Below are 24,343 nucleotides of genomic sequence, written 5' to 3'. Positions count from 1 at the left end.
ATGACCAGCCTAACCCAGCCCGACACGGAAACCGCAGCGGCCCATCAATCCAGAGCCGAGTTCGACGACCGACTGATCGGGGTCAAAATGCACGGCCACAAAGGGAACGAGCAGGTGAACCTCTACACGTTGGCGGAGGTCGCCGAATTCATCGGCATGGCCCCGATGGAGGCGCTCCAACAGTACGGAACGAAGGGGATGATCCACTACGTGGACCCAAACGCGCTGGTGGAGTGGCTCGCTACCGTCCAGGGAGACGAAGAGTTAGCCGCCGCAGTCGAAGCCGAGATCGAGGCCCACGACAATTACAAGGACCGCATCGAACCCATCAAGGAACTGCTGAAAGAACGCCTCGAACAGATCGAGGAGCGCTAAGACTATGAGGTGGAAACGGCCACTCATCGCGCTCGCCATCGCCGTCGCGGTCATCGCGGGGTATCTGGCTGCAAGCGATGCCTCACAGCTGTACCTCTGGCAGACCTTCGAATCAGGCTCCTACACGTTCGACTTGCTGTTCGAAAACCTGGCCTGGCTCCTTCCAACGTCGATTTCGGCGGGGTTGCTCTTCGGGGCCATTCGGGCGTCGAGAGATGAGGGACAGCCAGAAGTGGCAGATGGAAAAGTGAAACGACACGACGCGTTCGGTGGATTCCTGGAACACTGGACGATCGCAGCCGGCATGATCGTGCTTATACTCTCCGGAATCTGGCTTGGGTTCCTGTTCGTGCCACAGTTAGCCACAGGAACCGAGTCGATCGGCCTGGCCCTGAACGTCCACTGGGCTGGCACGATACTCGCACTCTTCGCGATTTCCTACCATCTCGGAGGGTTGATCATTGGCGATCACAGGGAGCTGGTTCCCTCGACGAGTGACTTCGGGGATGCTGTCCGGGACATTGGCCATTACCTGCGGTTGAACGAACAACCCGACGCGGGAAAGTACAAGCCGATTCAGCGGGTGAGTTATCTCGCCTGGGCCGGTGTTATCGGGGTGCTGACGATTTCGGGATTGCTCAAGGCCGCCGATTACGTCTGGGCGATTAGTGGCGGGCTCAAGAGTGCGATGACGACGGTCCACGAGGTGTTTGCCCTCCTCGCGGTCCTACTGTTCGTCGGCCACGTGGGTATCGTCTTCATCCCATCCCATTTGCAACTGCTCCGTTCACAGATCACCGGCTGGATCCCCGAATCCTACGCCCGAAAACATCATCCAAATTGGCTCCCGCGAACTCGAAGTGACGGGGGACGAGAGGAAGACTGACTCCGATGGCCGATGTCCTCCTCGTCAACGCACCGGCAGCGAGTGTCGGGAGCGACGCCCACGCGAGTCTCAACCCACCACTCGGACTGGCGTATATCGGGAGCGCGCTTCGAGAGCAGGGATTCGCCGTGGAGGCGATCGATTTCAACATCTCGGGATTAAGTGAGCAGCGACTCCGAGCAACCCTGTCTCGGACCGAGCCGGCAGTCGTGGGGATTTCTGCGCACACGGAGACATATCCGCGTGGACTGGATATCGCCGCTATCGTCACGGAGTTCGACCCAGAGACGACAGTCGTCATGGGCGGGGCTCATCCATCCGTGACCTACGAATCGACGGCGACGGAGCCAGCCGTCGATTACGTCGTCGTCGGGGAAGGTGACCGGACGATGGTGGAACTAGTCGAATCCACCATCGAAGGTCAAAGACCGACCGACATACTGGGAGTCGCATTCGAGACCGGTGATGGGGTGAAATTCACCGGCCGACGGCCGTTCATCGAGGATCCGGATACCCTCCCACCGCCTGCACGGGACCTCTTCCCGTTGCATCTGTATCGCTCGCCCGGGAACCTGTTGTTCTCCAGAGGTGGCTGTCCGTTCAACTGTCACTTCTGTGCGGTGAACTCGATCTGGGACGAGGGCGGCCGACGGTTCCACTCGCCGGACCGAGTCGTCGAGGAGATTCGGGAACTCGTCGAGGGCTACGGGATCGACCATCTCAACTTCGCCGACGACGTGTTCACGCTCCACCGACCGAAGACCGAACAACTGCTCGATCGGCTGTCGAGTCTCGAACTCTCTCAGCCATGGAGTTTCACGGTGGCAACGCGTGTCGACCTGGTGGATCAGGATCTTCTCGAACGGCTCTCCGAAGCCGGCGCCACGGGGGTGCAGTTCGGAGTTGAGGCCGGATCACAAGAGATGCTGGAGACCATCGGCAAGGGGATTACGACCGAAGACATCCGCGAGTCGGTCGAGCAGGCCGTCGCCGCTAATCTCGACGTGTTGGCGTCTTTCATGTTCCCCCACCCCTCAGATACGGAGCGAACGATCAGGGCACAGATCGAGTTCATGAAAGAGTTGCACGAGCTTGGCGCAGACCTCTCACTGGCGTACACCACCCCGTATCCGGGGACCGGGTACCGGGAACTCGCCAAGAACGGTGAGATAACAGTCGAGGCGGATGGCTGGGACGATTACGATGCAAAGCATCTCATGATCTCTACCCGATCCCTCTCCATCGAAGAGCTCCGACCGCTGCGAGACGAACTCCTGCGCGAGACGGGGCTGGCTCAACAGCCCGCTGCCCCCCAGTAATCCTCAACTTCGTTTCGGGGTCAGTTCCAACACCAACAACTTCTCGAACGGAAACGACGCCTCGCGAACGGCCTGCACCTCGAACCCCGCCGATCGGGCCTGCGATTCGACCGCCTCGGGCCCGGTAAGCGTACTCACGACCAGATACACGGCCCCGCCAGAAGCAAGCACGCGCCCGACGGTTTCGATGAACGGCTCGATCACCTCCCGGCCGGCCTCGCCACCAGTCAGCGCGTCTTCGACCCAATCGTCTCGCGCTGCCATCTCGACGCGTGGCAGGTAGGGCGGATTGAACAGGACCGCGTCGAACACCCCGTCCTGGAAGGGCGCGACGAGGTCGGCACACACGGTCTGAATTCCGAGATCCCGCGCCCGGCGGCAGGCGTGTGGATTGACGTCCGATCCGATGACCGTCGCCCCGGTCTCGTCACGGATCTCACTCGCGACGTAGCCCGATCCCGTCCCCACTTCGAGCACCAGATCCTTGGCCTCGATCTCGGAACGGGCCGCCTCCAGAAGCAGGTGTGAATCCTCGGCGGCCTCGTAAATCTCCGTCTCGATCCCCCGTCGGTCGGCCAGGTCACGCATCGATCCGAGCGGCGGTGACGGCGATTTCGGCGAACTCGGCCGGTTCGAGGGCGTCGGGGCGCTTCCCCACGATCGAGTCTGGAAGGGCGTCGATCACCGCCTCCGGGTGCTCGATCCCGGAGATATGCACGGTGTTTCGAATCCCGTTCCGCACGGTCTTGCGCCGCTGGGTGAAAAGCGCCTTGACGAGATCGAGGAAGGCCTGGTCGTCCGGCACCTCGTACTCGGGGGTCCGGGGCGTGACGGTGACGATCGCGCTGTCCACCGCGGGCTGGGGGTCGAAGGCCTCCGGTGGAACGGGTTCGACGATCTCCACGTCGGCGTAGTGCTGGGCCCCGACTGACAGTCGCCCGTAGTCACTCGTCCCGGGCGTGGCGACCAGTCGCTCGGCGACCTCGGCCTGGAACATGAGCACCGCGGGCCGCTGACGGCGAAGTAACCGGAAGGTCACCGCCGTGGAGATCCCGTAGGGGAGATTCGAGATACAGACGGAGTACTCGGGGAGGTCGATCTCCATGGCGTCGCCTTCGAGGATCGTGAGTCGGCCGTCGGCGACCGCCTCGGCGAACTCCGTTTCGAGAAACGCGACCAGGGCCGCATCACGCTCGATGACGGTTACGTGATCCGAAACGGCAAGCAGGCGATCAGTAAGTGCGCCGGCCCCCGGACCGATTTCCAGCACGTGAGACAGGTCGAACGCCGAGGCGTACTCCGGGATTCGGTCGAGGACCCGGTCGTCGACGAGGAAGTGCTGGTCCTGGTTCGGGTCGCCGCGGCCGGCGGCGGCCACGAGTCGGTCCGGGTCTCGTGTGGTCATTGGCCGGAGTTACGGGGCGAGCGCTTTACCCCTTACGAGCCGACGAAAATCCGGTATTTGAGATCCTCGTCGGTGAGTTCGGCCCGGATCCGATCGACGACGATGGACTTCGGATCGTGGAGGCCGGACACCCGCGATTCGAGGTCCTCGAAGGACTCGAAGGGGCCGCGCTTGCGCGCATCGAGAATGTTATCCCGGAGTTTGTCCCCGATTCCGGGGAGCAAGTTGAGCTGGTGCATCCGGAGGCTCACGGGCTGGGCCTCGGTGAAGAAGTCGACGAAACGCTGTTCCTCGTCGGTGACGATCTCCTCGATGACGTACTCCAGTTCGGACTGTGCGCCATCGGAGAGGTCCTCGTACTCGACCTGCCGACCCCGCTGGATACCCGAATCGAAGTCAGGTCGGAGCTGAACCCGGTCGCCGATCGAGACGTCCGCGTCGTCCCCAAGTGTCAGTTCGTAAAGCGAGAAGTGCTCGGTGCCGACCGCGTAGATCACCGGCGACCGTCGATACTGGGGTTCCTCGGCGTCGCTCCGACCGTGTGGGAGGAAATCGAGTACGACACCGTGGGCGACATCCGACTCGGCACTGTCCTCGGTCATGTCCCGGCCTACGTGAAGGCGGAACTTAAACGGTGGTCTCCACTGGCGGGTGAACCGCCTCGGGGGCAAGTGGTTCGAGAGATCGAAGGTATCTCGTCATCCCGGAAGACTCCGTCTTCCGGCGATCCCGAGGCACTCGGCCTGCTCCGCCTGTAGATCGAAAAACGGACCCCCGGTAGCTCAGGCGTACTTCGAAACGATGTCGAGGATCGCGTCGAGTTCCTCGCCGTCGAGCGCATACCGCTCCTGGGCGAACACCGAGCGAAGCTCCGTTCGCGTGCGCGGGAGCAGATTTGCAACCTTGTAGGCGACCGGCTCCTCGACGTACTCCAGCTCCGAAAGCTCCGCGACTAGCTCCCGGGACTCCTCGACGTCGAGCACGGCAAACCGGTTGACGTGGTCGATGGCGCGGGCCAGCTCGTAGCGGAGTTCGCGGTCCTCGTCGCCTGCCCGTTCGGCCTCGACATCGGCGAGGAGTTCTTTGGCCTCGGGAATCGTCAGTAGCTCCTCGTCGAGAGTCTCTTTGAACAGGGACATTACTCGGTCTGCTCGTGGAGGTGGGCGGGGCCGACGAGGAGGGTCTTCTCCTTGCCCCGGTCGGAGATCGCGACCTTGTAGGCGGTGCCCTGGGTTCCAGTGACCTCGCCAGTGAGACCGTTGAACCGGGGATGGAAGCGACCGTCAGGGACACTCGGGTCGATTCGCAGGTGGACGGTCTGTCCTTCGTCGAACTCCGCGACGGATCGCTGGGGCGGGGAGGTTCCGCGCTCGCGTGGTGGGTTCGAGAGTTTGTTCCGGGTGCCTTCGAGGGGTCCATTGGACGACGGCATAGTTGTATCAGTCGATACACCGGTGACAGTTAAAAAACGCACGTTCCCGTTCAGCGGGTGGGCTCGACGGTGAAAAGCTCCGTGTCCGCCGGCACCGAAAAGACCCCGAGTCTCGCGCCGGCGTCGAGCCACGCATGACCGTAGGAGAATGCTGCAAGAGCGTTGACCGGGTCGTCGGTCGCCCGAAAGTGGCGGCCGTCCTCCAGGTACGAAACCGCCATTTCCATGAACTCCATCGCGACGGTCTCAAGCGGCGTTCCCTGTGCGGGCACCGGCTCGGCAGCCTCGACCGCCGCTTCGAGCAGTGACTCGTACCGATCGGTCTTCTCCTGGAGGTCCGCAGGCATGACCGGAGCGAGGACGGCGACGGTCCTAAACGTGCCGACAAGCCTGAGAGTGCGTGAGATGGCCACAAACGGCACGGAAACGGACAACTGCGGCCGATGGCGCAAGGTAAATAGGGACTTCAGTCACTTTGATATTGTATGGAAGCCCCACAAACGGATACGTCGTCGATCGGCGAGGAAACCGAGGAATCGACGGCCGAACACCAGCGACTGGTCATCGTCGGCTCGGGGATCGCAGCACTGACAGCGGCCATCTATGCGGGACGGGCCAACAACGACCCACTCCTGATCGAGGGCGACGAGCCGGGTGGCCAGCTCACGCTCACGACGGAGGTCGACAACTATCCCGGATTCCCCGACGGCATCAACGGCTCCGAGTTGATCAACCGGATGCGCAAGCAGGCCCAGAAGTTCGGGGCCGAGATCGAACACGGGATCGTCGAGTCCGTCGACGACTCGACCTACCCCTTCGAACTCACGCTCTCGAATGACACCGTCTACACCGCGGACGCCGTAATCGCCGCGAGCGGAGCCAGTGCCCGACTGCTGGGCATCGAGGGTGAGGACGAGCTGATGGGGTATGGCGTCTCGACCTGTGCGACCTGTGACGGCGCGTTCTTCCAGGGCGAGGACATGATCGTCGTCGGTGGCGGCGACGCCGCGATGGAGGAGGCCGATTTCCTGACGAAGTTCGCCGACACCGTCTACCTGGTCCACCGTCGCGAGGAGTTCCGCGCGGAGGACTACTGGATCGACCGTACCATGGAGAACGTCGAGGAAGGGGACATCGAGCTCGTGAAGAACACGGAGCTCACGGAGATCCACGGGAGTCCCGAGGATGGCGTCGACCACGTTCACGTGGTCTCCCACCCGGATGGGCACCCCAAGGAGAAACTCGATGCTGGAGAGGACGTCGAGGAGGACACGATGGACGTGGCCGCGGTGTTCGTCGCGATCGGCCACACCCCCAACACGGACTACCTGGTGGACACGGGCGTCGAACTCGACGACGAGGGCTATATCGTCACGCAGGGCGGCCGCGGCGGCAACCAGACCATGACCGACGTCGAGGGCATCTTCGGCGCGGGCGACGTGGTCGACTTCCACTACCAGCAGGCGGTCACGGCCGCCGGGATGGGCAGCCAGGCAGCCCTGGACGTGGACGAGTGGCTCGCGAAGGAAGCCCCAGCGACGCCGGAATCCGAGCCAGTCACCGCCGACGACTGACTCGATGGGCAGCTTTACAAGTGGTCTCGGCCAAGGCCATCCATGGCCGATTCGATTACGGTAACCGTCGAGACCGAAACTGGTACGGACGAGATCACTCTCCCCCTGGACGTTATTGATCTCTACCGAGAGGAACCCGAGGAGACAGACGCCATGATCGCCGCGGACATGCTCGTGATGGCCTTCACCGAGCGCGCTCACGCGCTCGCCCACCACAGTGAGGACGAGGCCACGGAGGTGGACCTCGAAGCGATCGAGAGCGAGATGCTCGAAGCGTTCGAGGACCGCTTCGGTGTGAGCTACGCCGAGGCGACCGGCCACTCCCACTAAGGGTTCTCGCAGTCGACTTCGTACTCCAGAAGCACACCGTCGTCTAGCTCGCTGACCGACTGCAAGTTCACCGACGGGTAGTCCTCAGTAAAGCCCGTCCCATCAGCCAGCGTTGGGGCATCACGGCCGCCGATCAGCATGGAGCCAACGAAGACGCTGAGTTCGTCGACCAACCCGGCCGCGACCAGCGAGAAGATGAGTTCGCCGCCGCCCTCGACCAGGAGGCTGTCGATCCCCGTCGCTTCCAGCCTGTCGAGTGCGGCCGCCAGGTCCACCTGGCTGGTCCCGGCTTCCAGGATCGAAACTCCGGCACGCTCCAGGCTGTCCACGTGGTCCGTCGGGACGGCCTCGCTGACCAGTACGTAGGTTTCAGTCGTCTCATCGAGGACCCGCGCGTCGGGCGGGGTCCGTGCCCGTGAATCCGCGACGATTCGGGTCGGGTGGTCAGCAGGCGGCTCGCCGTGAGCCGCGGGGTCATCGAGTGTCAGCGAGGGATCGTCCGCGAGGACCGTTCCGACGCCGACCATGATGGCGTCGTATTCGGCGCGCAAGCGTTCGACCCGGGCAAAGTCCTCGGGTCCGCTGATAGCCAGCTGCTCGCGCTCGCGGGAGGCCAGTTTCCCGTCGACGCTCATGGCGGCGTTCACGGCCACGTACATGCAAGAGCGATCGCCAGCCGTCGGGGAAACGCTTTCGACTGTGACCGGTCGTCCATACCCTTTTACCGTCGGGCGGCAGTACTCTCCCACGATGACTACCCAGGGACGAACCCCCGGCCCAGGCGGGGCAACCACGCCGCGCGAGGACGGCCGAGTCAGTCGAGAACGCACGCCGGAGGTGCCACGATGAGCGGGGCCGCCCCGACCCGCGAGGTCGCCTACCGGGTCTTCGCCGACGAATTCGAGGCTGCCACGTACACGTACGCCGAGAGCGACGAGGAGCGAGCCCCACAGTACCTCGTCACGCCGACGGGCGCACGGGTGAACCGCGTGTTCGTCGTGGGCGCACTCACCGAAACCGAGGAGGTGAGCGATGGGGTGCTTCGCGCGCGGATCGTCGATCCCTCCGGGGCCTTTGTCTGCTATGCCGGCCAGTACCAGCCCGACGCCCTGGCCTTCTTCGAGGCGGCCGAGCCGCCGATGTTCGTCGCACTCACGGGCAAGGCCCGGACCTTCGAACCGGAGGACTCGGATCGAATCTTCACGTCGCTACGCCCCGAACGCGTCAACGAGGTCGACGCGAACACCCGAGACAGCTGGATCGTCCAGACCGCCGTGCAGACTCTGGAACGGACGGGACTCATGGCGATGGCCCTCGACGCACCGGAGCGCGGCGACGAACTGGAAGCCCGGTTGATCGATGCGGGAGCCAGTCCGGCACTCGCGGCGGGCATTCCCCGCGCGATTTCGGCTTACGAGCCGACGACCGGCTACCTCGAAGCGGTCCAGGAGATGGCGCTTTCTGCCGTCGAAATGGTGGCCGGCGAAACGGATGCCGTCGAGAGCGTCGATTTCGCCCCCGACGAGGGAGGCGACGGAACCGTATTGACCGGATTTACGGACATCACGCTGGGCGATTCGATCGCCGAACCGGTAGAGGAGTCGGACACCGAATCGTCCGAACCTGCAGACACCGGAACGACCGAGCCGACGGACGCCCCGGCCGCTACCGAGACGGGCGAAGCCGATCCGATCGAGCCGACCACAGATTCGGAACCGGCAGCCGAGCCCGAAACCGAGCCAGCAGCTGCAACGGCCGACGAAGCGGCACCGAACACCCCAGCCACGGAGCCGGAAACGGAAGCCGCCGAAACCACGATGGCGGACACAGCCCCCGAAGCAGAGTCGGACGTGTCCGAGCCACCGACAGACGAGGCTGAAGAGGACGAACTCTACGAACTCTCCGAGGAGGAACGCGCTGAAGTCAAGGAGAACTTCGACGTGGGATTCGAGAGCGGTGCGGAGTTCGAGCCCTCCGAGGGCGCGGAAACGCCCGAAGAGACACAGGGGGTTGCCGCCGAGGAGGAAGATTCGGCAGCCGAAGATGTATCGGAGGAACAGCCGGACACGACGGACACAGACCAGGCAGATCCGGAGGCTGAGGAGAACACGGACACGGATACGGAAGCAGACGAGGCCGACACGCAGGCGACGGAGGGGGAAACGGACGAGACGGACGAGGAGATCGAGGAGGAAACGGATGCAGGATACCCACAGGCGGCGAACCTCTCCGAGGGCGAGGTGCAGAACCTCGTCGTCAACACGCTCCAGGAACTCGGAGACGGCGACGGGGTCCCTCGTCCCGAACTGATCGAAACCCTCGAAGACCGCCACGGACTGAGCGAGGACGCCATCGAGAACGCCATCGAGGACGCCTTGCTCGGTGGGCGTTGCTTCGAGTCCGGAGCGGACGCGTTGAAGCCGATCTGAATGCCGGCGATCGAACCGATCGAGGGCGAGCCAGCCGCGGTCGCGGACGGGCCCGAGGGCCCGATCCTGGTAGTCGCCGATTACCACGCAGGCATCGAAGGACGATACCGTCGGGAAGGCGTCGAGGTCGAGAGCCAGGCGGCCGAGCGCCGGGAGCGACTCGCCAGCTTGCTCGACCGCGTGGACCCCGTCCAGGTCCTCTTTCTGGGGGACCTGGGCGATCACATCGGGCAGCCCGACGGCGCCGAGCTGGAGGAGCTCATGGAGCTCGAACACCGGCTGCGCGATCGGGAGGTCCATCTCGTTCCGGGCAACCACGACGGCATGCTCGGCGACGCCATCGACGTGACGGTCACACCGGGGACCGGCGTGCGCATCGGCGACTTGGGCTTTGCCCACGGACACACCTGGCCAGATCCGTCGGTACTCGACGTGTCGGTCCTCGCACTCGGCCACGAACACCCCTGTGTCAGACTGGAAGACGAGGTCGGCGGGAGTCGAGTGGAGCGAGTCTGGCTACGGGGCGACGGAGACCCCGCTCCCTTCGAGGATCACTACGACGCCGACATCGATGGGCCGGACGAGATCGTCGTCTTCCCGGCCTTCAACGAACTCGTGGGCGGGACGTGGGTGAACGTCCCCGGCCAGGAGTTCCTCGCTCCGTTTCTCCCCGCCGCCGCGCCGACCGCACAGGCCTACCTGCTCGACGGCACCCGATTGGGACAGTACGACTCGATCTAGGGGCGAGCAACGGGCTTAACCTCACCTCTCCGTTAGAGCCGACAATGAGCGAGACGGGGCGTGCTGATGCCTTCGCCGCCCTCGGGCCCGCGGTCCGGGCGGCCCTCTCCGAACGAGGGTTCTCCACCCCGACCGAGCCACAGCGCCGGGCAATACCACCGATCGCCGCCGGCCAGCACACCCTGGTGATCGCGCCGACAGGGACCGGGAAGACCGAAACGGCGATGCTCCCAATCTTCGACGCGCTCGTCGCGGACGATCGGGACGGGTTCGGCGCGCTCTACATCACCCCGCTCCGGGCGCTCAACCGTGACATGCGGGACCGCCTGGAGTGGTGGGGCGAAACCCTCGACCTGGACGTGCAGGTCAGACACGGTGACACGACCCAGTACCAGCGACAGAAACAGGCCGAAGATCCGCCGGACGTGCTGGTGACCACTCCTGAAACGGTGCAGGCGATGCTCACCGGTTCGACGCTCCGCGAGGGCCTCGAAGACGTGGGCTATGTCGTGATCGACGAGGTTCACGAACTCGCCGCCTCGAAGCGCGGGGCCCAGTTGACCGTCGCCATGGAGCGACTGCGCGAACTCGCGGGCCCGATCCAGCGGGTCGGCCTCTCGGCGACGGTTGGCGATCCCGGCGAGGTGGGGAAGTTCCTCACCGGTGATCGTGGCTGTGAGATCGTCTCGGTGGACGTGACGAGCAAGATCGACGTCGAAGTGGTCCAGCCGGAGATCACGCCCGCCGACCGGGACCGTTCCTCGGAGCTGATGACCACGCCCACGGTCGCCAGTCACCTGCGATACATCACCGACCTGGTCGAGACCCACGACTCGACATTGATATTTGTCAACACTCGCCAGACTGCCGAGGCGCTCGGCTCCCGATTCAAGGAGATGGGCGCGAACATCGGCGTCCATCACGGGTCACTCTCGAAGAGCGCCCGGATCGAGGTCGAAGACAGCTTCAAGGCGGGCGAACTCGACGCCCTGCTCTGCACTTCCTCGATGGAACTCGGGATCGACGTGGGGCGGATCGACCACGTGGTCCAGTACGCCAGCCCCCGCGAGGTCGCCCGCCTCCTCCAGCGGGTCGGCCGGGCCGGGCACCGACACGACACCGTCTCCTCGGGAACCGTCGTCACGGGACACCCGGACGATACGCTCGAAGCGCTCGCGATCGCCCGCCGGGCGACTGACGGGCAGGTCGAACCGGCGGAGATCCACCACGGGAGTCTGGATGTCGTCGCGAACCAGGTCGTCGGCCTGGCGATGGACGCCGGCGAGATTTCCGCCCGGGGAGCCTACGAGATCGTGACGAACGCCTACCCGTTTCGCGACCTGGAGGAAGAGACGTTCAGGGAGGTGGTGCGGGAACTCAACTCGAATTACATCATCTGGCTCGACGAGGCCGCAGACCGCATCGAGAAGTCCGGCGGGACCTGGCAGTACTACTACCGGAACCTCTCGATGATCCCCGACGAGGAGACCTACGAGGTGTTTGACATCGCCAGCGGGGCCCAGGTCGGCACCCTCGACGAGCGATTCGTCGTCAACTTCGCCGAACCGGGGGCGACCTTCATCCAGCGGGGGGACATGTGGCGGATCTCCGAGATCGACGAGGACAAAGAGCGGGTCGAGGTCTCGCCGATCGAGGACCCGGCCGGCGAGGTGCCATCCTGGACGGGTCAAGAGATCCCGGTCCCCTACCCCGTTGCCCAGGAAGTCGGCGAGCTACGGGGAGTCACAGCGGACCAACTCGAAGCCGGCGCGCCGAGTGAAGCCGTCGCCGCGGACCTCGCGAGTCGCTATCCGGCCGGGACCGACACCATCGAAGACGCCTTGGGACAGATCGAGCGCCACGTCGAGTCGGGCGCGCCGTTGCCGACCGACGACCGGATCCTGATCGAATCACACGGCCGAACGATCGTCGTGAACGTCGCCGGCGGGCTCAAGGGTAACGAGACGATCGGCCGACTTCTCGCGGCACTGCTGGGCCAACAGACGGGCTCCTCGGTCGGGATCGACGTGGATCCCTACCGGATCGAACTGGAGGTTCCCCGGGGCATCAGGGCCAACGACGTTCGCGAGGTGCTCCAGACGACCGATCCCGAACACGTCGGTCCGCTCCTGGAGTTGAGTCTGAACGGCTCCGAGACGCTCAAGTTCACCCTCTCGCAGGTGGCCGCGAAGTTCGGCGCGCTCAAGCGCTGGAAGGGCGGCGACGGCGTCTCGCTGAATCGAGTGATGGCCGCCCTGGAGGATACCCCAGTCTACGACGAGGCAGTGCGGGAAGTTTTCCACGAGATCCTGGACATCGACCGGGCCCAAGAAATCATCGCGGCGATTCAATCGGAGGCCGTCGAACTCGCCGCGATCGGGGAGCGAACCGCCATCGGCACCGGCGGGCGACAGAGCGGGTCGGAGCTTTTGACCCCCGAGAACGCCGACGCGAGCGTGATCGAGACGGTCAGAGAGCGCATCCAGGAGGATGAGGTCCGACTCGTCTGCCTGCACTGTCTGGAGTACGACCGCGAAACCACGGTCAAGCGGGTCCGGGACCAGCCCCAGTGTCCCCACTGTGAGTCGACCCAGATCGCCGCCCTGAGCCCCTACGCCGACGACGTCGTCTCGGCGCTGAAAGCCCAAGACAAGGACGAGGAACAGGAACGGCTCACCGAGCGAGCCTACCGGAACGCCAGCCTCGTCCAGGGCCACGGCAAGCAGGCAGTCATCGCACTCTCGGCCCGCGGGGTCGGCCCCGAGAACGCCGCACGGATCATCAACCGGCACCGCGAATCGGAGAGTGACTTCTACCGGGACATTCTGGAGCGCGAACGGGAGTACGCCCGGACGAAGGCATTCTGGTAATACGCCCGATTATTCGCCGTCGAGAAGCGCCAGCACGCGTTCTTCGAGTCCCGTCGGGGTCTCGACCACCTCGTCGGCTGGTGAGCGGTCGGTGCCGTCGTCTGTCCCGTGAGCAGCGTAGGCAACCGTGTAGGCCCCGGCGCTGGCGGCAGCCGCGATGCCGTTCTCGGAGTCCTCGACGACGATTAGATCGGTCGGCTCCCGGTCCAGGCGCTCGGCGATCGTCTCGTAGATCAGCGGCGCTGGTTTACCCGGACCGTCGAGGTTCGCAGCGCTGAGTACCTGGTCAAAGCGGCCGTCCAGATCGTGGCTCTCGAAGACGATGTCGATCCACCGGGGATACGAGGAGGTCGCGAGCCCGATGGGGACCGAACGCGCCCGGATCGCATCGAGCAGGTCATGAAAGCCGGCGAGGAGGTCGGCCCGCTCGTAGACGCCCTCGGCCTCCCGATCGAAAAGATCGAAGTACGCCTCTTGGGAGACCTGCAGGTCATACTCCTCGGCCAGCAGGTCGTACTGATCGTGGACGTTGATCCCGGTGATGTCAAGCGGATCGACGTCGTGGCCGGCGGGCAAGGCAGTATCCAGGATCTCCCGCTCGGCCTCGATCCAGTACTGCTCGGTGTCGACGATCACCCCGTCCATGTCGAAGACGACAGCACAAGTCATATGCCGAGTTACGAGTGCTGCGGGGAGAGCGTGTCGTTTTCTCGGCCACCAGTTCCGTCCGGATCGACGGCAGCTATCGCGGCCTCGAAGTGCCCGGGTGTGACGGTAATCGCTCCACCGTCCTCGATGCCCTCCTCGACCGCCTCCCGGATCGCTCGCATGGAGGCTTCACGCACAAGCGCATCGATGTCCGCGCCCGTGTACCCGGCCAGGTCGTCGGCGAGGGCTTCGAGATCGACGTCCGCGGCCAGCGGTTTGTCCTCGGTTTTGACTCGGAGGATCGCCAGGCGAGCCTCCCGGCCCGGTTCGGGCACGAGGAGCTGCCGTTCCAGCCGACCCGGGCGGCGCAGTGCGGGGTCGATCGCTTCGAGCCGGTTGGTCGCCCCGAGAACGATCAGGTTCGGATCCGCGGCCGCCCCGTCAAGTTCGGTCAAAAGCTGGGAGACGACCCGCTCGGTGACCTCCTGGGTGTCACCCCGTCGACCCGCGATGGCATCGAGTTCGTCCAGAAAGACCACCGTGGGTGCGGCCTGGCGAGCTCGCTCGAAGAGCTCGCGGACCGCTCGTTCCGACTCCCCGACGTAGCGGTCGAAAAGCTCCGGTCCCGCGACCCGGATGAAGTTGACCCCGCTCTCGCTCGCGACGGCTCGGGCGAGCATCGTCTTCCCGGTTCCCGGCGGCCCGTAGAGCAGGATGCCCGACGGTGGATCGGTCGACGTGGCCTCGAAGAGTTCGCGGTGGGTACGTGGCCACTCGACGGCCTCCCGAAGCGCCTGTTTGACGTCCTCGAGCCCACCGATATCGGCAAACGAGGTGGCCGGCATCTCGGCGACGAACTCCCGCATCGCGGAGGGCTCGACCGCCGACAACGCGGCTTCGAAATCCTGGCGGGTGACCGAGAGCTCCGCCTCGTCGTCCCGATATCGCCCCATGGCGACCATCGCGGCCTCGACGACCAGTGCCTGCAGGTCCGCTCCGACGAACCCATGGGTCCGTTCGGCCAGCGCCGGGATGTCCACGTCCTCGGTCAGGGGCATGCCGCGGGTGTGAATGTGGAGGATCTCCTCGCGGCCCTCACGATCGGGGACCCCGATCTCGACCTCGCGATCGAACCGGCCAGGCCGCCGGAGCGCGGGATCGATCGCGTCCACGCGATTCGTCGCGCCGATGACGACGACCTCACCGCGGGCCGCAAGCCCATCGAGTTCCGAGAGAAGCTGGGCGACGATCCGGTTCTCCATGTCCCCACCGTCATCTCGCTTCCCGGCGATTGCGTCGAGTTCGTCGAAGAAGATCACGCTCGGGGCCTGCTCGCGAGCCTCCTCGAAGACACTCCGGATCCGCTGTTCGGACTCGCCTTTGTACTTCGTGACGATCTCGGGCCCGGAGATCGAGATGAAATGCGCGTCGGCCTCGTTGGCGACGGCCCGGGCGATTCGGGTCTTGCCGGTCCCCGGCGGCCCGAAGAGGAGCACCCCCTTCGGGGCGTCGATACCGAGTCGCTGGAACAGTTCGGGCTCGGAAAGGGGCGCTTCGATGAGTTCGCGCACGGCCGCCAGTTCGTCATCGAGTCCGCCGATGTCCTCGTAGGTGACCCCCACGTCGGCTGCGGCGTCCTCGGCCGCGCCGAGGTGGACGACAGTCTCCTCGGTGACCCGAACCGGGCCCGTGGGATCGGTAGCCGTCACGCGAAACTCGCCCAGCGAGTCGACTTTCACCTGCTGGGACGTCCGAAGCGAGCGATTTCTGAGACGTCTGCCCACGGCCTGTTCGAGGGTCCCAGGGTCGACGCCGGGGTCGGCGGTTGGAACCAGCGTGACCGAGTCGGCTTCCGCGAGTTCGACCGGCGTGATCTTGACGCGGTCGCCGACGGCCACACCGGCGTTGGCCCGGAGTTCTCCGTCAGCCCGCAGTTCGTTGGGTCCGAGGTCGCTCCGCCCCGGCCAGACCCGTGCCACGGTCGTCTCCGCGCCGACGATCCGGACCGACTCGCCGCTCAACACCCCCAGTTCGCGCATCGCGGCCCGGGAGAGCCTGATCACTCCCTGTCCAGCATCCCGCGGCTGGGCCTCCCGCAGAACGGCCTCGATGGCCGGAGTCCCGCTCATGTGCGTGCTTCGCGTCCAGCGGTTAAAGGATGGCGGGGGAATGCCTATACTGCCGGGGCATCGATATGGGGATATGGTAACGGAAACCACGAAAGACGGGGTCACGTGGTACGTCTGTGAGAAATGCGGAATGATGTTCGACGATCCCGAGGACGCCCGCCAGCACGAGGCCAACTGCGACGCCGAAGATCCGACCTACTTGCAGTGATCAGTCCTCGCTGAGTTCGTACATCTGCTCCCCGAGTTCGTCCTCCTCGAAGACGAAGACCCGACCGTCGACGGCATCCATATCGGCCGTGATCTCGACTGCGAGGCCGTCGACGGACGCGACGACTCCCTCGAAGAGTTCCGTCGATTCCCCCGGGTCGAGATACACCCGGCCGACCCCGCTGGATTCGAGAATGTCGTCGGCCGTTTTCAACTCGTTGACGTAGGTCATCACGCCCTCGGTCTCGGACTCGTCGGTGACCAGCACCTGTACGTCCTTGCCGGGCCGACAGCGCAGTGTGCCCGTGACGAGTTCGGGGATGCCGTTGTAGAAGACCCGGCGGTTGTCCTGGTAGCTGACATAAATGCCGCCCTCGTCCAGTTCGACGCCGAGCGGCTCGGGGGCCACCTCGCTGCGTTGGCTCATGGGTGAGTTTTTCCATCCGGGATCAAAAGCCCGCCGTTCCGAAAGATCGGCAACCGTAAGTGACCGCTCGCAGAACTGCCGCCATGGACGGACGCGCACGGGCCCCGGCCGCCGGGACGGTGCTCAACGCACTGGCGACGGGGTACGGATCGGCCTTCGCCATCGAGGAGTACGTCACCGCGGAAGTCACTCTCGAAGGCGAGACGGTCCACGGCGAGATCGCGGGCCACCCCGAGGCGGACACGACGCTGATCGAAGCGGCCGCTCGGGCGGTTCAAGCGGAGCTAGGCGAGACTGGTGGACTGCGGATTCGAACCGAGAGCGACGTGCCGATGGCCGGCGGACTCAAGAGTTCGAGTGCGGCCGCGAACGCCACGGTGCTGGCCACGCTCTCGGCACTCGGCCAGGCCGACGCGATGGATCGCGAGGCGGCCGCCCGCCTGGGCGTCGAAGCAGCCCGTGAGGCCGGTGTGACGGTAACGGGCGCGTTCGACGACGCAAGCGCGAGCATGCTCGGCGGCCTGACGATCACGGACAACACCGCGGACCAACTGCTCGACCGGGATACAGTCGAGTGGGCGGTCGCCGTCTGGATCCCGCCGGAGCAGGCCTTTAGCGCCGACGCCGACGTCGATCGCTGTCAGCGGATCGCGCCGGTGGCCGAAGTGGTTCGAGACCTCGCGGAAGGCGGTCAGTACGCCACTGCGATGACCATCAACGGGCTTGCCTTCGCCCCGGCACTCCAGCAGTCGACCGAACCGATGATCGAGGCGCTGCCGGAGGCGGACGGTGTCTCGCTGTCCGGGACTGGACCGAGTTACGTCGCCGTCGGGGACGAGTCGGCCATCGAAACGGTCCTCGACCGGTGGGGGAAACGTGATGGGCGAACGATTCGAACACGGACCCAGAACACGGGGGCGATCATCGAATGAGCGAATCGAACACTCCAGGCGAGACGCCGACAGAGGACATGTCACTAGACGACCTCCGTGAGGAGATCCGGATGATCGACCACGACATCGTGGAGTTGATCGCCCGACGGACCTACGTTGCGGACACGATCGCCCAGGTCAAAGCCGAGCAGGGGCTTCCGACCACCGACGAGAGCCAGGAGCAGGCCGTAATGGATCGGGCCGGTGCGAACGCCGAGAAGTACGACGTGGAGTCGAATCTGGTCAAGGCGATTTTCAGGCTGTTGATCGAGTTGAACAAGGTCGAACAGCGGGAGAACCGGTAGGAAAAAAGATTGTTCCAGTGCCTCTTACGCGCACTCACAGTCTACAAGGTTTACGGATAGCGCGACTCACAGATGACCGCAACCCCGAAACCGGTGACTCAACCCAGACCGAGACTCAGTTTCAGTGCCTCATCCACCTTGGCCATTGTCGGGTCGCTCAAACTCCCGACAACCGACTGAATCCGCTTTTCGATGGAGACGACACGGATCTGGTCGAGACGAACCGAGGAGTCCTTCTCGAACGATGACCCATCCGCTTCGACCAGTACTTCGAATGGGTAGCCTCGGTGTGTTCCTGTCGTCGGAGCAACGATGGTCGTACTCGAATTGCGATTTCCAATATCGTTTTGTACGACCACCGCAGGTCGAGTCTTTTTCATCTCGTGACCTTCGGCAGGGTCAAGGCGAACGATAACGATGTCACCCCGACGAACCGCGGGACGCTCACTCATCCATCGAGTCCGTCCACGCCTCATCAGACGCCCCCTCCCACTCCGCAGCGAGGCGGCCGGCGCTCTGGGAAGCCTCGCGGTACGCAGCAGCTAATTGTTCCTCGTCGGGTCGTTCGGACTCGACTTCGACGACAGCGACAGTCACCCGCTTGTTAGCATACTCCGTCCCAAGGTAGATTCGGCCTCGGTCGTCGGTCTCGTTGGTTCGCATGTCCCGCGCATCCACTTTCGGCATGGTACACACTACGGTGCGGTTCTGGAAAACTCTTGCCCACTATTACCCACAGCGGTATTTCCGCGAACGCACAATCGATATTGTCTAATGGACCTGAACAAGCAGCGGGAAACCCGCGAGAGGATCCGAAACTGGACTCACGATCAGTACGACGCGACCAGGTCTTCGAGCTTTCCGTAGCCCTCGGGTGTGTGTGGTGCGGTCAGCGGCGAGACGCTTATCTGCCCCTCGACAACGGCCCGGCGGTCGGTGTCAGCGCCGTCGGCCAGACTCTGGGTCTCCATGCGCTGCCACATCCGGTCTTTGAGGGACACCCACTCGCCGTCCCGTTCGGCGGTCATGTCGTAGGCTCGGGAGGGGCGGGTCACGCGCATCCCCTGCGGTTCGACGTCCGGGTCCGGCGCGTTGAGATTGAGGTAATCCGCCTCCTCGAACACGCCGCTGCCCACGGCGTTCTCGACGAGGTGTCTCGTGGCCCGGGCCGCATGGTCGTAGGCCTCGATATCGAGCGTGCGCTTCCACTTCTCGTCGGGCAGGTACAGCGAGGTTGCGATCGAGGGCACGTCGAAAAACGCCGCTTCGACGGCGGCACTGACTGTCCCCGAGCGGCCGAGGACGTACATCCCAAGGTTCGCGCCTTTGTTGATCCCGGCGACGACCACGTCGGGATACGGAGCGAGCGAACCGATACCGGCGACCACACAGTCCACAGGGGTCCCCTCGATAGCATATCCCAGATCGGTCTCCCGAACTCGGACCTCCCGCGAACTGGCCCGTCCGACGGCACTTTTGTTGTCCGCGGGCGCAACGACGGTGACCTCCCCGACCGTCGAGAGTTCCTGAGCGAGCGCTCGAATCCCGGGGCTCTCGATGCCGTCGTCGTTCGTCACGAGGATGTCAAGGGACCCGGACATACGACTGTCGAGGAGGGCCCGGCGCAAAAGCACACCGCCTCAGGTGTCGACGATGGTCTCCTCGTCGACGACCAGGTTGTAAGCCCCCTCGTCGTCGTTGTAGAGTGCCAGCACGTTGGTCACCGAGAGCAGATCGCCGTAGTCCGCCCGGCGAAGGGCCTGGTTCAGTTCCGTCTCGTTGACCAGTACGGCGAAGTGATTTTCGGACTCGCTGCCGTCACTGACCTTGTAAAGCGGGTGTCCGTCCTCGGCGAGGTTCCGGGAGAGTTTCGCGACGACCAAGTCGATCCGACTCCCGACATGAGTTTCCATTTCGCCCAGCATCGCGACGTTCGACCGGGAAAGCGCCAGGTCATTACGCCGTTCACCGTCGGTCCGGAGGATGGAATAGGAGTACTTGACGGAGGTGTTTCTCACGGTCGCGGCGCGGTCGGCCCCCTCGGCCAGGGTCGCCTGGACACCCGGTACCGTGATATCAGGTTGCTTGTCGAAGGACCAGCAGTCCTCCGTGGGGCGTTCGTTCGGCCAGAGCCGGACTGTCGGCCCGTAGACGGTCGCGCCACGCGTTTCGAGTTCGCGCTCCACCTCGCGAAGCTGGATGCTCGTGTTGCGGTCGGCCGGAGCGGTTAAGACGAGCGAGCCGTCTGGAGCGAGCAAATCGAGATAGCGTTCGGCAGTCTCGACCGGGTTTTCCAGTTCCGAGAGTACATTGTTGAAGAAGATCAGATCGTAGGTCTCATTCGACTCAAAAGCCTCGGCTGTCTCCCCTGCGATCGAAACCGAGACGTTTCGTGGCCCGCTACCCAGCAGCGCTTCAAGCACATCGGCGGCCGCTGCGGGTTCGACGGCCTGATAGTCCAGGACCGGGAGCGAGTCCGGCTCGCGATTCGACACGTCGAAGAAATCCGCAATCGCCAGCGCGGGTCCACCCACACCGGCCCCCACATCCAAAATCCGGGCCTGGCTGGGGACGAGCCCCTCGCGCGAGAGTTCGGCAAGCAGGTACTGGGTGCTCGCGTAGTAATCCGCGAGGTGATAGATCGCGTACGCCAGGGCGAGGTCCCAATCATAGGAGACCGACCGGCCCGCGAAGTAATCGGCCTTGAGTCGCTCGATTCGCTCGCGAATGGCCGCCCCACTGTCCCCCCGGTGCCAGTCCGGCCCGTACTGCTCGACGAGGAGTGCTTCGAGTTCCCGGTCGTATGCCGCCGGCAGGCCCTCGACACCGTCGAAGGGCCGCCTGAATGGGCCGGTAGCCGCCGGCCGGAACAGCCCGTCAGGGCCTTCGGCAATCCCCAGTTCCAGGGCCATCTCGCGAAGGAGCTGTCGGAGGACCCGGGGATCGGGCTGGTCGGGCACGTACTCGCTCACTTCCGCCGGGTCGATCGGCCTGATCTGCCGGAGGTACTTCGCGGTGTCCCGGACCGCCGTTCGGTCAACGGGCATCGCGGTACAACTCCTCGAACTCGGCCCGATCGGCCTCGGCGAGTCGGTCGACGGCGGCTTGCAGGGCCTCGACGCCGTCGAAGGTCTCCTGAATGTCGGCGTACACACCCGGCGTCCCGGACGTGACCCGCTCGCGAAGCGCCTGAAGATCCTCGTAAACCGGGGTCGCAAGTTCATCAGGAACGGGCTCGGAAGCGAGTCCGAAAGCCAGGATGGCCGCGTGGACCTGGCCCTGCACGGTTCGCATCGCGTCGTCGTGCACCGCCGGCTCGACTGGAACCACCGTGTTTCCGGCTTCCACGAGCGCCCGGCTCAGTTCGTCCACCACGGGCCCACCCGCTCCAACCGACTTTGCGACCCGGCCCGGTGCATGCTCCGGGGCGAAAAGCGGGTGGAGACTCATTCGTTCCCGCTCCTCGGCGACCGCGGCCATCGCCGCAAGCGGTTCGACCATCGACCCGGTGAGGTCGACCACCGCTCGATTTGCGCGGGGTGCCTGCTCGCGGATCACCGTCTCGGCAACTCGCATCGGCACCGCGATCACCACGACATCATACGAATCGTCCGCCGAGAGCGACGCCACGGAACCGGTTTCGAACTCACCCGCAGCCGCGACGGCCGTCTCGCGATCCGCATCGGCAAAAGCAACCGGGCCGTCGAGAAGGCCCGCAAACCAGCGGCCCACGGCCCCGGCACCGACGATCAACACGTCCATTGACAACAGATAATTAGCGGCTGGACAAAAGGATTCGCTCTGGCCTACACGACCAGAGTTTCCGAGTAGTCGGTGAGGTTCTCGTAGCCGTCCTCCGTGACGACCACCAGATCCTCGATCCGGACACCGCCGACTGCCGGATCGTAGAGCCCCGGTTCGATCGTGATGACCTGGCCCGCTTCCAGTTCGCCGCCGTCCGGGCTGATCTGGGGCTGCTCGTGGACGGCCAGCCCGACTCCATGACCGGTGCCGTGGATGAACCCAGTCTCCGTCGACTCGTCCTCCCGAAGCGTGGGGTACCCGGCGTTCTCGTAGACATCACAGACTGCGTCGTGAACGTCCGCTCCCGTTACGCCCGCCTCGACGGTCTCCAGGGCGGCCGCCTTGGCGCGCTTGGTGGTCTCGTAGAAGTCCGCCACTTCCGCTGTCGGTTCACCCTTGAGGAAGGTCCGGGTCATGTCCGCGTGGTACTTCGTGGTCTTGGACTGCGGGAAGATGTCCACGATGATCGGCTCGTCGACCCCGATCGGGCCCGACCCCGAGTCGTGAGGGTTCGCGCCGGTCTGTCCGCTCGCGACGATGGTATCGTCGAGGGCGAACCCACGGTCGAGTAGCGTCCGCTCGATGGTGGCCTTCACGCGCTCGCTGGTCAGGACCTCGCCATCGAGCTGGAGGTCGCCGTCGGATCCAACCTCGGCGTCCGCGATCATGGCCTCGGCCGCCTCCATGGCGGCCTCGTTTGCCGACTGGGCCTCCCGGATGTGAGCCAGTTCTTGCTCCGTCTTGGTCGCCCGGATCTCCTCGATCACGTCATCCGGATCCGCCTGAACGGTGACCTGTCGGTCCCGGAGCGAGTCCGCGGTAAAAAGCGGGAACCGGCGGTTGGTCCCCACCGCGGTCACGTCGAACTCCGCGAGGAATTCGGCGAGAACCATGCTTCTGGCCTGTTCACGGCCGTGTTCGGCCCGCTTCTCGCGGTAGTCGTAATCGCCGAGTCGTCGCACCGCGTCGGCTCGACTCTCCGTTTTCGCCCGGGCGTACTCGAGCGGCGAGGTGAGGATCGCGGTCTGGGCGGGTGTGTAGAGGGTTACGAACGGATCCGGCGCGTCAAAACCCGAGAGGTAATACTGGCTCGGGTCCGTCGAATCCGCATCGAGGAGATAACCGTCCAGGTCCGCCGAATCGAGGTATTCGTCGAGTCGGGAGAGGTCCATATTGGGGCGGTCGGCGGCCGGGCGCAAAACGTCTCCGGAACCGTCATGTGAACGGCCTCCGAGTTCCCGGTATGCACGCGACGGTGTCACAGTCGACCGTCTCGGGGTCGGTCGCCGCCCCGCCTTCGAAGAGTTACACCCACCGGGCGATCTTCGCCGGCGCGTACGGCGGCGAAACCGAGATTCACCGGCCGCTCGTGAGTGCGGATACGCGGGCCTCGATGCGGGCTGTCGAGGCCTTCGGAGCACAAGTCGAGCAGGAAGACGATTCACTCACAGTGTCCGGCTTTGGCGACAAGCCAGCGGTTCCGGCCGACGTCATCGACTGTGCGAACAGCGGCACCACGATCCGGCTGGCGATGGGCGTCGCCGGCCTCGTGGACGGGGCGACGGTGCTGACCGGGGACGAATCGCTTCGATCACGTCCTCAGGGGCCGATGCTCGACGCGATCGACCAGTTGGGCGGTCACGCGTGGAGTACCCGGGGCACCGACCAGGCCCCGATCGTCGTCGAAGGCTGGGCGGACGGGGGCACGGTCCGGATTCCCGGGGACGTCTCCTCGCAGTTCATCACCTCGCTTCTGATGGCGGGCGCGAGGACCGACTCGGGAATCGAGATCGCGCTGCGGTCCGCGCTGAAATCGGGGCCCTACGTGGACATCACGATCGACGTGCTGGCCGCGTTCGGCGTCGCCGTCGAGCGGACGGATGTGGGCTTTGTCGTCCCCGGCAAGCAGGAGTACGAAACCCCAGCGGACGGCTATACCGTCCCGGGAGACTTCTCCGCGGCCTCGTACCTGCTCGCCGCCGGGGCGGTCGCCGGCGGTGAGGTCACGGTCGAAGGACTGTTCCCAGGCCCGCAGGGCGACAGCGCGATCGTCGAGATTCTGGAGCGCATGGGTGCGGACATCGACTGGGACGAGGCAAACGGCCGAGCAACCGTCTCGCAGTCGGCGCTCTCCGGTATCACGGTCGACGTGGGTGACACGCCCGATCTGCTCCCGACGATCGCCGTGCTGGGGGCAATAGCGGGGGGCACGACCACCATCGAGAACTGCGAGCACGTCCGCTACAAGGAGACAGACCGAGTGGCGGCCATGGCCGAATCGCTGGAGCGAATGGGCGTCACGGTAACCGAAGAGCGGGATACACTCACGATCCACGGCGGGGAGAGCGAACTCACAGGCGCCACACTCGACGGTCGGGGCGACCACCGTATCGTCATGTCCCTGACCGTTGCCGGCCTGGTGGCCGACGGTGAGACTCGGATCTCAGACGCGGAAGACGTGGCGGTTTCGTTCCCTGCTTTTTTCGACGTGTTGGACCAACTCGGTGCGGACCTGGCGACAGAATAGGCG

Annotated in this window: 28 protein-coding genes; 12 read left to right on the top strand and 16 right to left on the bottom strand. The window is 64.8% G+C overall.

Annotated elements, in window-relative coordinates; all coding sequences use genetic code 11:
• The 3 genes from HSR6_RS03840 to HSR6_RS03830 are packed head-to-tail and all read left to right on the top strand — an operon-like array spanning nucleotide 1 to nucleotide 2,580.
• Complete coding sequence (locus HSR6_RS03840) at nucleotides 1-375, top strand: hypothetical protein (RefSeq protein ID WP_071932853.1); 375 nt, start codon at nucleotides 1-3, stop codon at nucleotides 373-375.
• Nucleotides 376-379: 4 nt separating this feature from the next.
• Nucleotides 380-1,261 carry a cytochrome b/b6 domain-containing protein gene (locus tag HSR6_RS03835; RefSeq protein WP_071932852.1) on the top strand — a complete coding sequence of 294 codons (882 nt, stop codon included), beginning with the start codon at nucleotides 380-382 and terminating at the stop codon, nucleotides 1,259-1,261.
• 5 nt (nucleotides 1,262-1,266) lie between these two features.
• A complete protein-coding gene (locus tag HSR6_RS03830) occupies nucleotides 1,267-2,580 on the top strand; it encodes a B12-binding domain-containing radical SAM protein (RefSeq protein ID WP_071932851.1) in 1,314 nt (437 codons plus the stop codon).
• 3 nt (nucleotides 2,581-2,583) lie between these two features.
• Here the strand turns inward: HSR6_RS03830 and HSR6_RS03825 are convergent, their stop codons facing one another.
• From HSR6_RS03825 to HSR6_RS03800, 6 genes are all read right to left on the bottom strand, one after another.
• Nucleotides 2,584-3,168 carry a HemK2/MTQ2 family protein methyltransferase gene (locus tag HSR6_RS03825; RefSeq protein WP_071932850.1) on the bottom strand — a complete coding sequence of 195 codons (585 nt, stop codon included), beginning with the start codon at nucleotides 3,166-3,168 and terminating at the stop codon, nucleotides 2,584-2,586.
• The gene (rsmA, locus tag HSR6_RS03820; protein ID WP_071932849.1) at nucleotides 3,161-3,985 is read right to left on the bottom strand and encodes a 16S rRNA (adenine(1518)-N(6)/adenine(1519)-N(6))-dimethyltransferase RsmA; all 825 of its coding nucleotides are present in this window, start codon (nucleotides 3,983-3,985) and stop codon (nucleotides 3,161-3,163) included. Before rsmA ends, HSR6_RS03825 begins: the two co-directional genes overlap by 8 nt.
• A gap of 32 nt (nucleotides 3,986-4,017) precedes the next feature.
• The gene (locus HSR6_RS03815; protein WP_070364672.1) at nucleotides 4,018-4,587 is read right to left on the bottom strand and encodes a DUF655 domain-containing protein; all 570 of its coding nucleotides are present in this window, start codon (nucleotides 4,585-4,587) and stop codon (nucleotides 4,018-4,020) included.
• 180 nt (nucleotides 4,588-4,767) lie between these two features.
• The gene (locus tag HSR6_RS03810; protein WP_070364671.1) at nucleotides 4,768-5,124 is read right to left on the bottom strand and encodes an RNA polymerase Rpb4 family protein; all 357 of its coding nucleotides are present in this window, start codon (nucleotides 5,122-5,124) and stop codon (nucleotides 4,768-4,770) included.
• On the bottom strand, nucleotides 5,124-5,417 hold the full coding sequence (locus HSR6_RS03805; RefSeq protein WP_071932848.1) for a 50S ribosomal protein L21e: 294 nt from the start codon (nucleotides 5,415-5,417) through the stop codon (nucleotides 5,124-5,126). Before HSR6_RS03805 ends, HSR6_RS03810 begins: the two co-directional genes overlap by 1 nt.
• Before the next feature lie 50 nt (nucleotides 5,418-5,467).
• Nucleotides 5,468-5,764, bottom strand: coding sequence for a DUF357 domain-containing protein (locus tag HSR6_RS03800; RefSeq protein WP_070364669.1), 297 nt, complete (start codon nucleotides 5,762-5,764; stop codon nucleotides 5,468-5,470).
• 138 nt (nucleotides 5,765-5,902) lie between these two features.
• On the opposite strand from HSR6_RS03800, the gene HSR6_RS03795 reads away from it, so the two are divergent.
• Entirely contained in the window at nucleotides 5,903-6,991 is a 1,089-nt protein-coding gene (locus tag HSR6_RS03795; protein ID WP_070364668.1) for an NAD(P)/FAD-dependent oxidoreductase, read from the top strand.
• A 42-nt stretch (nucleotides 6,992-7,033) separates the two neighbouring features.
• A complete protein-coding gene (locus HSR6_RS03790) occupies nucleotides 7,034-7,321 on the top strand; it encodes a DUF7545 family protein (RefSeq protein WP_070364667.1) in 288 nt (95 codons plus the stop codon).
• Here HSR6_RS03790 and HSR6_RS03785 read toward each other — a convergent pair.
• On the bottom strand, nucleotides 7,318-7,980 hold the full coding sequence (locus HSR6_RS03785) for a 2,5-diamino-6-(ribosylamino)-4(3H)-pyrimidinone 5'-phosphate reductase (RefSeq protein WP_071932847.1): 663 nt from the start codon (nucleotides 7,978-7,980) through the stop codon (nucleotides 7,318-7,320). The genes HSR6_RS03790 and HSR6_RS03785 overlap by 4 nt on opposite strands.
• Nucleotides 7,981-8,166: 186 nt before the next feature.
• On the opposite strand from HSR6_RS03785, the gene HSR6_RS03780 reads away from it, so the two are divergent.
• From HSR6_RS03780 to HSR6_RS03770, 3 genes are read left to right on the top strand one after another with little or no spacing between them, the layout of a single operon-like run.
• On the top strand, nucleotides 8,167-9,750 hold the full coding sequence (locus HSR6_RS03780) for an RPA family protein (RefSeq protein WP_071932846.1): 1,584 nt from the start codon (nucleotides 8,167-8,169) through the stop codon (nucleotides 9,748-9,750).
• The gene (locus tag HSR6_RS03775; protein WP_071932845.1) at nucleotides 9,751-10,491 is read left to right on the top strand and encodes a metallophosphoesterase; all 741 of its coding nucleotides are present in this window, start codon (nucleotides 9,751-9,753) and stop codon (nucleotides 10,489-10,491) included.
• A 44-nt stretch (nucleotides 10,492-10,535) separates the two neighbouring features.
• The gene (locus tag HSR6_RS03770) at nucleotides 10,536-13,361 is read left to right on the top strand and encodes a DEAD/DEAH box helicase (RefSeq protein ID WP_071932844.1); all 2,826 of its coding nucleotides are present in this window, start codon (nucleotides 10,536-10,538) and stop codon (nucleotides 13,359-13,361) included.
• A 9-nt stretch (nucleotides 13,362-13,370) separates the two neighbouring features.
• Here HSR6_RS03770 and HSR6_RS03765 read toward each other — a convergent pair whose 3' ends face one another.
• Complete coding sequence (locus HSR6_RS03765) at nucleotides 13,371-14,030, bottom strand: HAD family hydrolase (protein ID WP_070364662.1); 660 nt, start codon at nucleotides 14,028-14,030, stop codon at nucleotides 13,371-13,373.
• 8 nt (nucleotides 14,031-14,038) lie between these two features.
• Nucleotides 14,039-16,138, bottom strand: coding sequence for a CDC48 family AAA ATPase (locus HSR6_RS03760; protein WP_071932843.1), 2,100 nt, complete (start codon nucleotides 16,136-16,138; stop codon nucleotides 14,039-14,041).
• Between the two features lie 73 nt (nucleotides 16,139-16,211).
• Here HSR6_RS03760 and HSR6_RS11285 point away from each other — a divergent pair, with 73 nt between their 5' ends.
• Nucleotides 16,212-16,346, top strand: coding sequence for a DUF7128 family protein (locus HSR6_RS11285; protein ID WP_257785462.1), 135 nt, complete (start codon nucleotides 16,212-16,214; stop codon nucleotides 16,344-16,346).
• Here the strand turns inward: HSR6_RS11285 and HSR6_RS03755 are convergent, their stop codons facing one another.
• A complete protein-coding gene (locus HSR6_RS03755) occupies nucleotides 16,347-16,772 on the bottom strand; it encodes a DUF5796 family protein (protein ID WP_070364660.1) in 426 nt (141 codons plus the stop codon).
• Nucleotides 16,773-16,855: 83 nt separating this feature from the next.
• Between HSR6_RS03755 and HSR6_RS03750 the strand changes: the two genes are divergently transcribed.
• On the top strand, nucleotides 16,856-17,704 hold the full coding sequence (locus HSR6_RS03750; RefSeq protein WP_071932842.1) for a shikimate kinase: 849 nt from the start codon (nucleotides 16,856-16,858) through the stop codon (nucleotides 17,702-17,704).
• On the top strand, nucleotides 17,701-18,009 hold the full coding sequence (locus HSR6_RS03745; protein ID WP_070364658.1) for a chorismate mutase: 309 nt from the start codon (nucleotides 17,701-17,703) through the stop codon (nucleotides 18,007-18,009). Before HSR6_RS03750 ends, HSR6_RS03745 begins: the two co-directional genes overlap by 4 nt.
• Before the next feature lie 98 nt (nucleotides 18,010-18,107).
• On the opposite strand, the gene HSR6_RS03740 is transcribed toward HSR6_RS03745, so the two are convergent.
• The 6 genes from HSR6_RS03740 to HSR6_RS03715 all read right to left on the bottom strand — a co-directional run bounded on the left by HSR6_RS03740 (nucleotide 18,108) and on the right by HSR6_RS03715 (nucleotide 22,985).
• On the bottom strand, nucleotides 18,108-18,461 hold the full coding sequence (locus tag HSR6_RS03740) for a type II toxin-antitoxin system PemK/MazF family toxin (protein WP_071932841.1): 354 nt from the start codon (nucleotides 18,459-18,461) through the stop codon (nucleotides 18,108-18,110).
• Nucleotides 18,454-18,696 carry a hypothetical protein gene (locus tag HSR6_RS03735; protein ID WP_070364656.1) on the bottom strand — a complete coding sequence of 81 codons (243 nt, stop codon included), beginning with the start codon at nucleotides 18,694-18,696 and terminating at the stop codon, nucleotides 18,454-18,456. Before HSR6_RS03735 ends, HSR6_RS03740 begins: the two co-directional genes overlap by 8 nt.
• Nucleotides 18,697-18,839: 143 nt before the next feature.
• Nucleotides 18,840-19,610: a 5'/3'-nucleotidase SurE gene (gene surE / locus HSR6_RS03730; RefSeq protein ID WP_070364655.1), complete on the bottom strand. Its 771-nt coding sequence runs from the start codon at nucleotides 19,608-19,610 to the stop codon at nucleotides 18,840-18,842.
• 39 nt (nucleotides 19,611-19,649) lie between these two features.
• Entirely contained in the window at nucleotides 19,650-21,056 is a 1,407-nt protein-coding gene (locus HSR6_RS03725) for a small ribosomal subunit Rsm22 family protein (RefSeq protein WP_071932840.1), read from the bottom strand.
• Complete coding sequence (locus HSR6_RS03720) at nucleotides 21,046-21,771, bottom strand: prephenate dehydrogenase/arogenate dehydrogenase family protein (RefSeq protein ID WP_070364653.1); 726 nt, start codon at nucleotides 21,769-21,771, stop codon at nucleotides 21,046-21,048. The genes HSR6_RS03725 and HSR6_RS03720 overlap by 11 nt, the downstream gene beginning before the upstream one ends.
• Nucleotides 21,772-21,815: 44 nt before the next feature.
• The gene (locus HSR6_RS03715) at nucleotides 21,816-22,985 is read right to left on the bottom strand and encodes a M24 family metallopeptidase (protein ID WP_071932839.1); all 1,170 of its coding nucleotides are present in this window, start codon (nucleotides 22,983-22,985) and stop codon (nucleotides 21,816-21,818) included.
• Nucleotides 22,986-23,056: 71 nt separating this feature from the next.
• Between HSR6_RS03715 and aroA the strand changes: the two genes are divergently transcribed.
• On the top strand, nucleotides 23,057-24,340 hold the full coding sequence (gene aroA, locus HSR6_RS03710) for a 3-phosphoshikimate 1-carboxyvinyltransferase (protein WP_071932838.1): 1,284 nt from the start codon (nucleotides 23,057-23,059) through the stop codon (nucleotides 24,338-24,340).
• Nucleotides 24,341-24,343 lie beyond the last annotated feature (3 nt).

The sequence above is a fragment of the Halodesulfurarchaeum formicicum genome, from assembly GCF_001886955.1.
GTDB classification, from domain to species: Archaea; Halobacteriota; Halobacteria; order Halobacteriales; family Halobacteriaceae; genus Halodesulfurarchaeum; species Halodesulfurarchaeum formicicum.
This window is presented reverse-complemented; position numbering and strand designations above follow the sequence as displayed.